The sequence below is a fragment of the Pseudomonas sp. TE3911 genome (genome assembly GCF_054062775.1).
Genome location: NZ_JBSSFP010000001.1, coordinates 1,129,408 through 1,143,787 on the forward strand (window position 1 = coordinate 1,129,408; position 14,380 = coordinate 1,143,787).

Below are 14,380 nucleotides of genomic sequence, written 5' to 3' on the forward strand. Positions count from 1 at the left end.
AGGGGGTTTGCCCCCGATAGGGCCGGTACTAGCAACGCAACCCTTGAAGGATGCCACCATGACCAACACCGCCCACACCCAAGTCGTGCAAAAACAATTCGGCGAACAGGCGTCTGCCTACCTGAGCAGTGCCGTGCACGCCCAAGGCACCGAATTCGCGCTGCTGCAGGCAGAACTGGCCGGGCAGGGAAGTGCGCGACTGCTGGATCTCGGTTGCGGTGCCGGTCATGTGAGCTTCAATGTGGCGCCGCTGGTCAAGGAAGTGGTGGCCTATGACCTGTCCCAGCAGATGCTTGATGTGGTGGCTGCCGCTGCGCAAGATCGCGGCTTCACCAATATCAGCACCGTAAATGGCGCCGCCGAGCGCCTGCCGTTCGCCGATGGCGAGTTCGACTTCGTTTTCAGCCGCTACTCGGCCCACCACTGGAGCGACCTTGGCCTGGCCCTGCGTGAAGTGCGCCGCGTGCTCAAGCCGGGCGGCGTGGCGGCCTTTGTTGACGTGTTGTCACCGGGTAGTCCGCTGTTGGACACTTACCTGCAGACCGTCGAGGTGCTGCGCGACACCAGTCACGTGCGCGATTACTCCGCCGCCGAGTGGATGCGTCAGCTCAGCGAAGCCGGTTTGCATGTACGCAACAGCAGCCGCCAGCGCCTGCGCCTGGAATACACCTCGTGGGTCGAACGTATGCGTACACCGCAAGTGCTGCGCGCCGCGATCCTGGAGTTGCAGCAGGCGATGGGCCAGGAAGTGCGCGATTACTACGAAATTCAAGCCGACGGCACCTTCAGCACCGATGTGCTCGTGGTATGGGCCGAACGCTGATTAATTTTCCCGACCTGCCCACGGGCAGGTCGCTCGATGAAATGAGGAACCCATGAGCAAGCAGATTCTGATTCTCCCTGGCGACGGTATTGGTCCGGAAATCATGGCCGAAGCGGTCAAAGTCCTGGAACTCGCCAACAGCAAGTACAGCCTGGGGTTCGAGCTGAGCCACGACGTGATCGGCGGCGCCGCCATCGACAAACACGGCGTGCCACTGGCCGATGAAACCCTGGACCGCGCCCGTGCTGCCGATGCTGTGCTGCTCGGCGCCGTGGGTGGTCCGAAGTGGGACAAAATCGAACGTGACATCCGCCCTGAGCGCGGCCTGCTGAAGATCCGCGCGCAACTGGGCCTGTTCGGCAATCTGCGTCCGGCGATCCTCTACCCGCAACTGGCCGACGCGTCGAGCCTCAAGCCGGAAGTGGTGGCTGGTCTCGATATTCTGATCGTGCGTGAGTTGACCGGCGGCATCTACTTCGGCTCGCCACGCGGCGTGCGCGAACTGGAAAATGGCGAGCGCCAGGCCTACGACACCCTGCCGTATAGCGAGAGCGAAATCCGCCGTATCGCCCGTGTCGGTTTCGACATGGCCCGCGTGCGCGGCAAGAAAGTCTGCTCGGTGGATAAGGCCAACGTACTGGCCTCCAGCCAACTGTGGCGCGAAATCGTCGAGGAAGTGGCCAAGGACTACCCGGATGTCGAACTGAGCCACATGTACGTGGACAACGCCGCCATGCAACTGGTGCGCGCGCCGAAGCAATTCGACGTGATCGTCACCGACAACCTGTTCGGCGACATCCTGTCCGACCAGGCGTCGATGCTCACCGGCTCTATCGGCATGCTGCCTTCGGCGTCGCTGGACACCAACAACAAGGGCATGTACGAGCCTTGCCACGGTTCGGCGCCGGACATTGCGGGCCAGGGCATTGCCAACCCGCTGGCGACCATTTTGTCGGTCTCGATGATGCTGCGTTACAGCTTCAACCTGAGCGATGCGGCGGACGCGATCGAGAAGGCCGTAAGCCTGGTGCTGGATCAGGGTTTGCGCACCGGTGACATCTGGTCGCAGGGTTGCACCAAAGTCGGTACGCAAGAAATGGGCGACGCAGTAGTCGCCGCGCTGCGGAATCTGTAATCTCTCCGGCCCGCTTGCAGTTGTTGCTGCAAGACGGCCCACTTTTTAACAAGGTGTAGTTGCGATGAAACGTGTAGGTCTGATCGGTTGGCGCGGTATGGTCGGTTCCGTGCTCATGCAGCGGATGCTGGAAGAGCAGGATTTCGATCTTATTGAGCCGGTGTTTTTCACCACCTCGAACGTGGGTGGCCAAGGGCCGTCCGTGGGCAAGGATATTGCCCCGCTCAAGGATGCCTACAGCATTGACGAGTTGAAGACACTCGACGTGATCGTGACCTGCCAGGGTGGCGACTACACCAGCGAAGTCTTCCCGAAACTGCGCGAAGCGGGCTGGCAGGGTTACTGGATCGACGCCGCGTCGAGCCTGCGTATGCAGGACGATGCCGTGATCATCCTCGACCCGGTCAACCGCAAGGTCATCGACCAGCAACTGGATGCCGGCACCAAGAACTACGTCGGTGGCAACTGCACCGTCAGCCTGATGCTGATGGGCCTGGGTGGCCTGTTCGAAGCGGGTCTGGTCGAGTGGATGAGCGCCATGACCTATCAGGCGGCCTCCGGTGCCGGCGCGCAGAACATGCGTGAGCTGATCAAGCAGATGGGCGCCACCCACGCGGCCGTCGCCGATCAGCTGGCCGACCCGGCCAGCGCAATCCTCGACATTGACCGTCGTGTGGCCGAAGCCATGCGCAGCGATGCTTACCCGACCGAGAACTTCGGCGTGCCATTGGCCGGTAGCTTGATCCCATGGATCGACAAAGAGCTGCCGAACGGCCAGAGCCGCGAAGAGTGGAAGGCCCAGGCCGAGACCAACAAGATTCTCGGCCGTTTCAAGAGCCCGATCCCGGTTGACGGCATCTGCGTGCGCATCGGCGCCATGCGCTGCCACAGCCAGGCGCTGACCATCAAGCTGAACAAAGACGTGCCAATCGCCGATATCGAAGGGTTGATCAGCCAGCACAACCCGTGGGTCAAGTTGGTACCGAACAACCGCGACATCAGCATGCAGGAGCTGAGCCCGACCAAGGTCACTGGCACCCTGAATGTACCGGTGGGCCGTCTGCGCAAGCTGAACATGGGCAGCCAGTTCCTCGGCGCGTTTACCGTCGGCGACCAACTGCTGTGGGGCGCGGCTGAGCCGTTGCGCCGCATGCTGCGGATTTTGCTGGAGCGTTGATCGCTTGAAGCAATAATAGAAACCCGCGTTCTGGTGACAGGCGCGGGTTTTTTATTGTTCTTTCGGAGGCTTTCGGGGGCAAGCCGCCTCCCACATTCGACCGAATTCCAACGTTGAAATGCTGTTCATTGTGGGCAGGGGCTTGCCCCCGATAGCGACGTCAGCCATGGCCCCCCCCCCAGGTTAATTGCCTCACCTCCAGCCACCCGGTAAAGTGCCGCTCCCCCCGCAATGCCCGAGGCAGCCCCCATGACCCAGACCTTTGAAATTGCCGTGATCGGCGCCACCGGCACTGTTGGCGAAGCCCTGGTGCAGATTCTCGAAGAGTTGGCATTCCCGGTCGGCACCCTGTACTTGTTGGCCGGCAATAATTCCGCCGGTGCGTCGGTACCGTTTCGCGGCAAGAACGTGCGGGTCAAGGAAGTTGATGAATTCGATTTCAGCAAGGTGCAACTGGCGTTCTTCGCCGCCGGTCCAGCCGTTACCCTGAGCTTCGCCCCACGTGCCACGGCGGCGGGTTGTTCGGTGATCGACCTGTCCGGTGCATTGCCCGCCGAACAGGCGCCACAGGTCGTGCCAGAGGCCAATGCCCACGTCCTGAAGGGCTTGAAAAAACCGTTCCAGCTGGGCAGCCCGAGCCCGTCCGCGACCAACCTGGCGGTATTGCTGGCGCCGTTGCGTGGGCTGCTGGATATCCAGCGCGTCAGCGTCACGGCTAACCTGGCGGTGTCTGCTCAAGGACGTGAAGCCGTCAGCGAACTGGCCCGTCAGACCGCCGAGCTGCTAAACGTACGCCCGCTGGAGCCGAAATTCTTCGACCGGCAAATGGCCTTCAACCTGTTGGCACAAGTCGGCACGCCAGATGCCCAAGGTCATACAGCCCTTGAGAAGCGTCTCGTACACGAACTGCGTGCTGTGCTTGAATTACCGTCACTAAAGATTTCTGCGACCTGCGTTCAAGCTCCGGTGTTTTTTGGCGATAGCCTGACGGTGTCGTTGCAATTGGCTGCGCCGGTCGACCTTGCTGCGGTCAACCGTGCGCTCGACGCTGCGCCGGGTATAGAACTCGTGGAGGAGGGGGATTACCCAACAGCCGTTGGTGATGCGGTAGGCCAGGACGTGGTCTATGTCGGTAGGGTTCGCGCCGGTGTGGATGACCCGGCGGAACTAAATCTGTGGCTGACGTCAGATAACGTACGCAAAGGCGCTGCACTTAACGCCGTGCAACTGGCGCAGTTGTTGATAAAAGGCCTTGCGTAAAAGATACTTGGCCGCAATTTGTAGATTGATTCTAGCCAGGCGCTATGCTTGGCCCGAAGTGCAACAGAAGCGTGTCGGTAACCTATCGGCTCGCCATGCCTTATGGCAAGCGGTTACCAACCTTCTCGCAGGCCGGGGAGTGTTCAAACAAAGGATGAGGCTATGGTTCAAGTTCGCAAACTGGTGTTAGCAATAGCGGCCGCCTCGGCGCTGTCCTCCGGTATGGCGCAGGCGCTGCAGCTGGGGGAAATGACCCTCAAGTCGAAGTTGAACCAGCCGCTGTCGGTGGAAATCGAATTGCTCGATGTCGGCGGCCTCACCGCGTCCGAGATCACTCCTAGCCTGGCGTCCTCGCAGGCGTTTGTGGATGCCGGCGTCGATCGCCAGGCATTCCTCAATGACCTGACATTTACCCCAGTGATCAACCCCAACGGTCGCAGCGTGGTGCGTGTCACCTCCAGCAAGCCGCTGCCTGACTCCTACGTTCGCTTTCTGCTGCAAGTGCAATGGCCCAATGGTCGTTTGATGCGCGACTACAGCGTATTGCTTGATCCGTCCAAGTTCGACCGGTCGACCCCGGCCGCAGCGGCGCCAGCCCCACGCTTGGGCGCACCTGCCAGCGCCGCGCCTGCCGCAAGCAAACCGGCCCAGCACACCACCACCTCCCGCGACACCCTATGGGAAATCGCCGAGAAACACCGCAATGGCGGTTCGGTGCAGCAGACCATGCTTGCGATTCAGGCGCTTAACCCTGGCGCCTTTATCGACGGCAATATCAACCGCCTGAAAACCGGCCAGGTGCTGCGCCTGCCGGACACTGTCCAAAGCACCGCACTGCCGCAACCCCAGGCGGTTGCCGAAGTTCGCGCGCAGAATGATGCCTGGCGCCAGGGGCGTCGCACGGCAGCCAACCAGGCCGCCGGCAAGCAACAACTGGACGCCACCAAGCGTACCCAGGCGGGCAGTGCGCCGTCGACCACCAATGCCCAGGACAACTTGAGCCTGGTTTCGGCCGAGGCGGCCAAGAAGGGCGGCAAGGGCAAGGCGGGCGACAGCCAGGGTCTGAGCGACAAGCTGGCGATGACCCAGGAACAGCTGGATACCACTCGCCGCGATAACGACGAACTCAAGAGCCGTGCAGCTGACCTGCAAAGCCAGCTGGATAAACTGCAAAAACTGATTCAATTGAAGAATGATCAGTTGGCCCGTTTGCAGGCGGAAAAAGGCGACCCGGCGACGCAGGCAACGGCTGCAACGACTGCAGCGGCGATGCCCGCGCAGTTGGCCAGCGAACCGGCAGCCACTCCGGCAACCCCCGCCGAACAGGCGGCAACACCAGCACCAACGCCGGCCGTTCCGGTAGCTGCTCCCGCACCGGAAGCGGCTACACCGGTTGCCGCAGCTGACGCTCCCGAAGGCAAGTTCAATGACCTGCTGACCAACCCGGTTGTCCTCTCTGTGATCGGTGGTGCGGCGGGCCTGGTGGTGTTGTTGCTCCTGCTGCTGTGGCTGCGCCATCGCAATGCCCGTCGCGAAGAGGAAAAACACCTGCGGATGGCGCGTGCATTGGCCGAAGAGCCGCAATTTACCTCTGATATCGAACACGACCTTCCTTCGGATAGTTTCGAGGGGCTTGAAGTCCCGCCGCCGAACGTCAAGCTGTCCGCCGCTCCGGCGCCCGCTCCAGTGGTTGAGCCTGCAGTGGTAGTGCCGACGGTCGCCTCCGTGCTCGCACCGCTGGCCGTTGCCGTTGCGCCGCAAAACGCCAACGACGCACTGGTGCAAGCCCAGTCCCATATCGACCGTGGTCATCTGAACCAGGCCGCTGATGTGCTCGAACAAGCCATCAAGCACGAGCCCAAGCGCAGCGACCTGCGTTTGAAGCTGATGGAGGTTTATGGCCTGCAAAGCGACAAAGACGGTTTCGTGACCCAGGAGCGTCAACTGGTAGCCAATGGTGAAAACCACGCCCAGGTCGAGCAACTGAAGTCGCGCTTTCCGGCGATGGCGGTGTTGGCGGCAGGCGTCAGTGCGGCGGTTGCTGCCGCTGCGCTGGATGCTCAGTACGTCAAGGACTTGCTCGAAGACAAACCGGCAGCACCCAAGCCAGAGGCTTTTGACACCGATTTTGATTTGAGCCTGGATGATCTGGAGGCTGCTTCACCGGCCGAGATCAAGGACGATCAGCAGACATTCGAGTCGCTGCTGCGAGAGCAAACCGCCACTAAGCCGGCCTCGGATGACCTGTCTGACTTTGATTTGGATCTGCAGCTGGATGCGCCGACGTCAGCTCAGTCCGATGATGACTTCCTGTCCGGCCTTGAAGATCAGATGAACGACGTGCCTGCCGTTGAGCCGCCTACGCTGACGCCTGCGGCCGTGGATGACTTCGACCTGCCGGAAGATTTTGATCTGTCACTTGCCGATGAGCCGGACGCAGTCGTCAAGCCTGACGCGTTTGCATCGGAGCTGGACGATGTCAACGCCGAGCTGGATCGCCTGTCCCAGAGCCTTGAGCATCCACCCATCGAGCCATCTTTCACTGCTGAAGACGCAGCCTTGGGTGATGATGAGCCCGAGTTCGACTTCCTGTCCGGCACTGACGAGGTCGCTACCAAGCTTGACTTGGCCCAGGCCTATATCGACATGGGCGATGCGGACGGCGCTCGGGACATCCTGTCCGAAGTGCTGACCGAGGGCGACGAGTCCCAGCGCGGCGAAGCCAAGAAAATGCTCGGCAAAATCTGAAGGTCGATACCGCTCTGATGTGGGAGGGGGCTTGCTCCCGATAGCAGTGGATCAGCCTTACATGTGCTGATTGGCACCGCGCTATCGGGAGCAAGCCCCTTTTCACATGTGGTCTGCGTCAATCCCTAACAAAAGCGCCCGTCACACGGCTGCCGCATTTATAATGGCCGCCTTTGCGCAATTCATCAGGCTCTCAGTTCTTGGCAAATATAGATAACGCGGCCGCCGAAATGGCGGCCGCAGGCTTTTACCGCATCGCCCTGGGCGTGGAATACAAAGGTTCGCGCTATCGCGGCTGGCAGCGCCAGGCGTCTGGCGTGCTGACGGTACAGGAAACCCTGGAAAAGGCCCTGTCCAAGGTCGCCGATTCGCCCGTTTCGCTGATGTGCGCCGGACGTACCGACGCCGGTGTGCACGCCTGTGGCCAAGTGGTCCACTTCGATACTCAGGCCGAGCGCACGATGAAGGCTTGGGTGATGGGCGCCAACATCAATTTGCCCCACGACGTCAGCGTCAGCTGGGCCAAGGTCATGCCAGCGCATTTTCATGCGCGCTTCAAGGCGATTGCGCGGCGTTACCGCTACGTGATCTACAACGACCAGATCCGCCCGGCGCACCTTAACGAAGAAATCACCTGGAACCACCGTCCGCTGGATGCCGAGCGCATGGCCGAGGCCGCGCAGCATCTGGTGGGTGTGCATGATTTCAGCGCCTTCCGTGCCGGCCAGTGCCAGGCCAAGTCGCCTATCAAGGAAGTCCACCACCTGCGTGTGACCCGCCACGGCAAGATGATCGTGCTGGATATACGCGCTGGCGCGTTTCTGCACCATATGGTGCGCAATATCGCCGGTGTGCTGATGACCATCGGTACCGGCGAACGCCCGGTCGAATGGGCCAGGGAAGTGCTGGAGAGCAGGGTTCGCCGTACCGGCGGGGTAACTGCGCATCCATTTGGCCTATATCTGGTGGATGTGGAGTACCGCGACGAGTTCGAACTGCCCCAGCGATTTATCGGGCCGCACTTCCTTACCGGATTCAGCGAACTTGGCGGCTGACGCCCGGAAAAGCTTTTGTTACCATCCGGGACTTTCTCGGTCCAACCCTGAGGTTTCTACGATATGCCCGTCGTTCGCAGCAAGATTTGCGGGATTACCCGCATAGAAGATGCGCTGGCGGCAGTCGAGGCGGGGGCGGACGCCATTGGTTTCGTGTTTTATGCCAGGAGCCCGCGGGCGGTGAATGTGTTGCAGGCGCGGGCGATTATTGCCGCATTGCCACCGTTCGTGACTACCGTGGGTTTGTTCGTCAATGCTAGTCGTTGTGAACTCAATGAAACCCTGGATGCCGTGCAACTGGACATGTTGCAGTTTCATGGCGACGAAACCCCGGACGAATGTGAAAGCTATCAGCGTCCGTATATCAAGGCGCTGCGCGTGAAGTCTGGGGACGATATCGCCAGCGCGTGTGCCGCCTACGGTGGCGCCCGCGGGATTTTGCTGGATACGTATGTCGAAGGCGTGCCCGGCGGCACTGGCGAAGCGTTCGATTGGTCGCTGATTCCTGAGGGTTTAAGCAAGCCGATCATCCTGGCAGGTGGGCTCAATCCCGCGAACGTTGCGGCAGCCATTGAGCAGGTTCGCCCTTACGCCGTGGATGTCAGCGGTGGCGTGGAGCAGGGCAAGGGTCTCAAGGATCACGACAAGATTCGCGCATTTATGCAGGCTGTGCGCGGGATGTGACGGCTGGCAGTCTGCCGCCGTCCATAACTACCACTGTGTAAAACAGCCCGGTGCCGTCTGAGGATGGCCCGGAAATGAAGTGGCAACCCTGCGCTGGCAGGTTGTCTGGAAGGCTGAGGATGCAGGCTGGAAATGGCAGGTCGAACGTCTGACCCCGTCCAGCCGGCGTCATCGCCACATATGAATTTAGCTCAAGGGCATACGCGGGGCTGTGTTCAAGCCACCGGTACTGGAGAAAGAAAGCATGAGCAACTGGTTAGTAGACAAACTGATCCCTTCGATCATGCGTTCCGAGGTGAAAAAAAGCTCGGTTCCTGAAGGTCTGTGGCACAAGTGCCCTTCCTGCGACGCGGTGCTGTACCGTCCGGAGCTGGAAAAGACCCTGGACGTTTGCCCAAAGTGCAACCACCACATGCGTATCGGCGCCCGCGCCCGCATCGACATCTTCCTGGACGCTGACGGCCGTAACGAGCTGGGTGCTGACCTGGAGCCAGTGGATCGCCTTAAGTTTCGCGACGGCAAGAAGTACAAGGACCGCCTGACCGCTGCACAAAAGCAGACCGGTGAGAAGGACGCGCTGATTTCGGTCAGCGGCAAGCTGCTGGGTATGCCGGTGGTGGTCTCGGCGTTCGAGTTCTCCTTCATGGGTGGCTCCATGGGTGCGATCGTCGGCGAGCGCTTCGTGCGCGCCGCCAACTACGCCCTGGAAAACCGTTGCCCGATGATCTGCTTCGCCGCCTCCGGTGGTGCGCGTATGCAGGAAGCCCTGATCTCCCTGATGCAAATGGCCAAGACCTCAGCGGTGCTGGCGCGTCTGCGCGAAGAAGGTATTCCGTTCATCTCCGTGCTGACCGACCCGGTCTACGGTGGTGTTTCTGCCAGCCTGGCGATGCTGGGCGATGTGATCGTCGGCGAGCCAAAAGCCCTGATCGGCTTTGCCGGCCCGCGCGTGATCGAGCAGACCGTTCGCGAGAAATTGCCGGAAGGTTTCCAGCGCAGCGAGTTTTTGCTGGAGCACGGCGCAATCGACTTGATCATCCCGCGTGGTGAACTGCGTCCACGTCTGGGTAACCTGTTGGCGCAAATGATGGGCCTGCCGACACCTGTGTACGTCGCGCCTAAAGTCGAGCCTATCGTCGTACCGCCAGTGCCTGCGAACCTATGACCCAACGTACCCTGGGCGAGTGGCTCGCCTACCTTGAGCAGTTGCATCCGTCCGCCATCGACATGGGCCTGGAGCGCTCGCAACAGGTAGCGGCCCGCCTCGGGTTGAGCCGTCCGGCACCGCGTGTGATCACGGTGACCGGCACCAACGGCAAAGGCTCTACCTGCGCCTTTGTCGCCGCGCTGCTGCAAGCCCAAGGGCTGAAGGTAGGCGTGTACAGCTCACCGCACCTGCTGCGCTACAACGAGCGGGTGCAACTCAATGGCCTTGAGGCCACTGACGAGCAACTCTGCGAAGCCTTCGCCGCACTGGATGCCGGCCGGGGCGAGACTTCCCTGACTTACTTCGAGATGGGCACCCTCGCGGCGTTCTGGTTGTTCGAGCGTGCGCAGTTGGATGTGGTGGTTCTGGAAGTCGGTCTGGGTGGGCGTCTGGACACAGTCAACGTGGTGGATGCCGACCTGGCGCTGGTGACCAGTATTGGTGTTGACCATGCTGACTACCTAGGGGATACCCGCGAGTCGGTGTCTTACGAAAAGGCCGGAATTTTCCGCCAAGGCAAGCCCGCGCTGTGTGGTGATCTGGATCCGCCGCAGCCCTTGCTGGACAAGGTGCGCGAGCTGGATTGCCCGTTCTACCTGCGTGGTCGCGAATTTAATCTTGAAATCGGCGCGCAGCACTGGCAGTGGCAAGGGCGGGATGCCCGTGGCCAAGTTGTAGAGCTGCGCGATCTGCCGCTGCTGAACCTGCCGATGGAAAACGCCGCGCTCGCCTTGCAAGCCTATCTGCTGCTGGATCTGCCTTGGCATGCCGAGCAGATTGCTGCGACTTTGCTGGCAGCCCGAATGGTGGGCCGCTTGGATCGTCGCGCATTCGAGTGGCAGGGCAAACGCCTCAACTTGTTGCTGGATGTAGGTCATAACCCTCATGCGGCCGAGTACCTGGCGCAGCGCCTGGCGCTTACGCCGCCGGTGGGGCGTCGTCTGGCCGTCTTTGGGTTGCTTGCCGATAAGGATCTGGACGGCGTGATTGCACCGTTGCAGGGCAGTGTTCAGGCGTGGGCGGTGGCGCCGCTGGATACACCGCGCAGCCGTCCGTCCGCAGAGCTTAAAGTTGCGTTGCAGAACCTTGGTGCGCCCGTGACGTCGTATGCAAGCGTGACCGCTGCCCTTGAGGCGCAGTGCGCGTTAGCGACGGCCGAGGACGAGATTCTGTTGTTCGGATCATTTTATTGTGTTGCCGAGGCGCTTGAGTGGTTGGCCCGGCGCTCCACGGAGGAAGCTGCACATGGCATTACTGGATAGCGCATACAAGCAGCGAATGGTCGGCGCCCTGGTATTGGTGGCATTGGCGGTGATTTTCCTGCCGATGCTGTTTTCCCGTCAGGACGAACAGCGCCAAGTGGTCGTCGAGGCCCCGGCTGCGCCCGAGGCACCGTCATTGCCGCAGGTGCAGGTTGAGCCGGTTGTGGTCCCTGAGCCCCAGGCCTTGCCTGAGGAAGAGCCTGTGCCGACCGATGAGGAAATGGCGGCGCCCTCTACGCCGGTGCAGCCGAGCGTGCCGGTGGTCAAGCCCGCTCCGGCTCCAGTCGTAGCCGCCAAGCCTGCCGCACCGGTGCCTGCGCCCAAGCCGGTAGCGCCGCAACCTGCCGCGCCGGGCAAGCCGGACGTGGGTCAGAGCCGTATCGATCCTAACGGTTTGCCGATCAGTTGGTCGATCCAGGTGGCTAGCCTGGGCAATCGCGAAGGTGCCGATGCCTTGCAGAAGAAGCTGCGCAGCCAGGGTTACAACGCCTATATCCGCAGTGCCGATGGCAAGAATCGCGTGTTTATCGGGCCGCTGATCGAGCGTGCCGAGGCCGACCGCCTGCGTGACTTGCTGGATCGCCAGCAAAACCTGAAGGGGTTCGTTACGCGTTTCCAACCTGAGCGCGGCTGAGTTCGTATCGATTTTGGCTTGGAATGCGATCAAATGTGGGAGGGGGCTTGCTCTCGATGGCGTTGTGACAGTCAACGGATGAATTGACTGATCCGCCGCCATCGCGAGCAAGCCCTCTCCCACATTGGTTTTTCAATGGGTTGAAATGGTGCTGGCTCGCCACAAACTATTGATTTGCAAAGCAGCTGCAATCACAGCTTACCGATAGCCCGGCGCTCTGCTAAAATGCGCCGCCTTATCTGTCCGTAGGCTCAAACGTGCCATTTACCTGGGTTGATTGGGCGATTGTTGCAATCGTCGCCATCTCCGCTTTGATCAGTCTAAGCCGCGGCTTCGTAAAAGAAGCACTGTCGTTGCTGACCTGGATCATCGCAGGAGTCGTAGCCTGGATGTTCGGTGGTTCACTGTCGGTCTACCTGGCCGGATACATAGAGACACCCTCGGCTCGCGTCATCGCGGGCTGCGCCATCATGTTCATCGCCACGCTGCTGGTGGGAGCAATGGTCAACTATCTTATTGGCGAATTGATACGTGTCACCGGTCTCTCCGGGACCGATCGATTTCTCGGCATGGCCTTTGGCGCCGCGCGTGGCGCGTTGCTGGTGGTCGTGGCGGTCGGGCTGTTGAGCCTGGGGCCGGTACAGCAGGATTCGTGGTGGCAGGAGTCGGTACTCGTGCCAAAATTTCTATTAGTTGCAGATTGGTCCAAGAACCTCATCTTGGGGTGGAGCAGTCAGTGGCTGGCCAGCGGGATCAGCGTACCCGCTGATCTTCCGTTCAAGGAACACCTCTTACCGGCCAAAACGCCTCAGTAAGCTGTGTTCAGTCAAGATTCATTAAGTAGGGGTTGCGTCGCATGTGTGGCATCGTCGGTATCGTCGGTAAGTCGAACGTCAATCAGGCGCTGTATGACGCGCTAACCGTCCTCCAGCACCGCGGCCAGGATGCTGCCGGTATTGTGACCAGCCACGACGGCCGGTTATTCCTGCGCAAGGATAATGGGCTGGTACGTGACGTGTTTCATCAGCGTCACATGCAGCGCCTGGTCGGACACATGGGCATTGGCCATGTGCGTTACCCGACTGCTGGTAGCTCGACCTCGGCTGAGGCTCAACCGTTTTACGTCAACTCGCCTTATGGCATCACCCTGGCGCACAACGGTAACCTGACCAACGTTGAGCAACTGGCCAAAGAGATTTACGAGTCTGACCTGCGCCACGTCAACACCAGCTCCGATTCGGAAGTGCTGCTCAACGTGTTTGCCCACGAGCTGGCCCAGCGCGGCAAGCTGCAGCCCACCGAAGAAGACGTGTTCGCCGCCGTGATCGACGTGCATAACCGCTGCGTCGGCGGTTATGCCGTCGTGGCGATGATTACCGGCTACGGCATCGTCGGCTTCCGCGACCCGCACGGCATCCGCCCGATCGTGTTCGGCCAGCGTCATACCGACGAAGGCGTCGAGTACATGATCGCGTCCGAAAGCGTGTCCCTCGACGTGCTGGGCTTCACCCTGATCCGCGACCTCGCGCCGGGCGAAGCGGTGTACATCACCGAAGACGGCAAGTTGCACACCCGTCAGTGCGCCGTAGCGCCGAAACTCACCCCGTGCATCTTCGAGCACGTCTACCTGGCGCGTCCGGATTCGATCATCGACGGCGTTTCGGTATACAAGGCACGCCTGCGCATGGGCGAGAAACTGGCCGACAAGATCCTGCGTGAGCGTCCTGAACACGACATCGACGTTGTGATCCCGATCCCGGATACCAGTCGTACTGCGGCGCTGGAGTTGGCGAACCATTTGGGCGTCAAGTTCCGCGAAGGCTTCGTGAAGAACCGCTACATCGGCCGTACCTTCATCATGCCGGGCCAGGCAGCGCGCAAGAAGTCGGTACGCCAGAAGCTCAACGCCATCGAGCTGGAATTTCGCGGCAAGAACGTGATGCTGGTGGATGACTCCATCGTGCGCGGCACCACCTGCAAGCAGATCATCCAGATGGCCCGCGAAGCCGGTGCTAAGAACGTGTATTTCTGTTCCGCAGCGCCTGCCGTGCGTTATCCGAACGTGTACGGTATCGACATGCCGAGCGCTCACGAATTGATCGCACACAACCGCACGACCCAGGACGTGGCCGACCTGATCGGCGCCGATTGGCTGATCTACCAGGATCTGCCGGACCTGATCGAGGCTGTCGGCGGTGGCAAGATCAAGATCGACCAGTTCGATTGCGCTGTGTTCGACGGCAAGTACGTGACCGGTGACGTCGACGAGGCTTACCTGAACAAGATCGAACAGGCGCGTAACGACTCGTCGAAGATCAAGACCCAGGCGGTGAGCGCGATCATCGATCTGTACAACAACTGAGTAAACACCGGCCCTGAGGGGCCGGTTTTGTAT

At 60.8% G+C, this 14,380-nt stretch carries 12 protein-coding genes; all 12 read left to right on the forward strand.

The genetic code is table 11. The features are described from left to right. The first annotated feature begins 58 nt into the window (after positions 1-58). Complete coding sequence (locus ACVWXD_RS05210; RefSeq protein WP_032888283.1) at positions 59-823, forward strand: class I SAM-dependent methyltransferase; 765 nt, start codon at positions 59-61, stop codon at positions 821-823. Between the two features lie 52 nt (positions 824-875). Further along, on the forward strand, positions 876-1,958 hold the full coding sequence (gene leuB / locus ACVWXD_RS05215; protein WP_017530190.1) for a 3-isopropylmalate dehydrogenase: 1,083 nt from the start codon (positions 876-878) through the stop codon (positions 1,956-1,958). Positions 1,959-2,022: 64 nt separating this feature from the next. Further along, a complete protein-coding gene (gene asd / locus ACVWXD_RS05220) occupies positions 2,023-3,135 on the forward strand; it encodes an aspartate-semialdehyde dehydrogenase (protein ID WP_032888280.1) in 1,113 nt (370 codons plus the stop codon). A 249-nt stretch (positions 3,136-3,384) separates the two neighbouring features. Further along, positions 3,385-4,395: an aspartate-semialdehyde dehydrogenase gene (locus ACVWXD_RS05225; protein ID WP_122680518.1), complete on the forward strand. Its 1,011-nt coding sequence runs from the start codon at positions 3,385-3,387 to the stop codon at positions 4,393-4,395. Positions 4,396-4,557: 162 nt separating this feature from the next. Continuing rightward, positions 4,558-7,143, forward strand: a complete 2,586-nt coding sequence (locus tag ACVWXD_RS05230) for a FimV/HubP family polar landmark protein (protein ID WP_457370744.1) — start codon at positions 4,558-4,560, stop codon at positions 7,141-7,143. A gap of 230 nt (positions 7,144-7,373) precedes the next feature. Then, positions 7,374-8,198 carry a tRNA pseudouridine(38-40) synthase TruA gene (gene truA / locus ACVWXD_RS05235; protein WP_053128844.1) on the forward strand — a complete coding sequence of 275 codons (825 nt, stop codon included), beginning with the start codon at positions 7,374-7,376 and terminating at the stop codon, positions 8,196-8,198. A gap of 63 nt (positions 8,199-8,261) precedes the next feature. Then, a complete protein-coding gene (locus ACVWXD_RS05240; RefSeq protein ID WP_099603136.1) occupies positions 8,262-8,882 on the forward strand; it encodes a phosphoribosylanthranilate isomerase in 621 nt (206 codons plus the stop codon). Between the two features lie 244 nt (positions 8,883-9,126). After that, positions 9,127-10,047 (forward strand): acetyl-CoA carboxylase, carboxyltransferase subunit beta, encoded by a 921-nt coding sequence (gene accD / locus ACVWXD_RS05245; RefSeq protein WP_032888267.1) that lies wholly within the window; start codon positions 9,127-9,129, stop codon positions 10,045-10,047. Then, positions 10,044-11,351 (forward strand): bifunctional tetrahydrofolate synthase/dihydrofolate synthase, encoded by a 1,308-nt coding sequence (gene folC, locus ACVWXD_RS05250; RefSeq protein ID WP_401380408.1) that lies wholly within the window; start codon positions 10,044-10,046, stop codon positions 11,349-11,351. Before accD ends, folC begins: the two co-directional genes overlap by 4 nt. Then, on the forward strand, positions 11,335-11,985 hold the full coding sequence (locus tag ACVWXD_RS05255; RefSeq protein ID WP_122752901.1) for an SPOR domain-containing protein: 651 nt from the start codon (positions 11,335-11,337) through the stop codon (positions 11,983-11,985). Before folC ends, ACVWXD_RS05255 begins: the two co-directional genes overlap by 17 nt. Positions 11,986-12,242: 257 nt before the next feature. Then, entirely contained in the window at positions 12,243-12,800 is a 558-nt protein-coding gene (locus ACVWXD_RS05260; protein WP_003192538.1) for a CvpA family protein, read from the forward strand. Between the two features lie 41 nt (positions 12,801-12,841). Continuing rightward, the gene (gene purF, locus ACVWXD_RS05265; RefSeq protein WP_032888260.1) at positions 12,842-14,347 is read left to right on the forward strand and encodes an amidophosphoribosyltransferase; all 1,506 of its coding nucleotides are present in this window, start codon (positions 12,842-12,844) and stop codon (positions 14,345-14,347) included. The last annotated feature ends 33 nt before the right edge of the window (positions 14,348-14,380 follow it).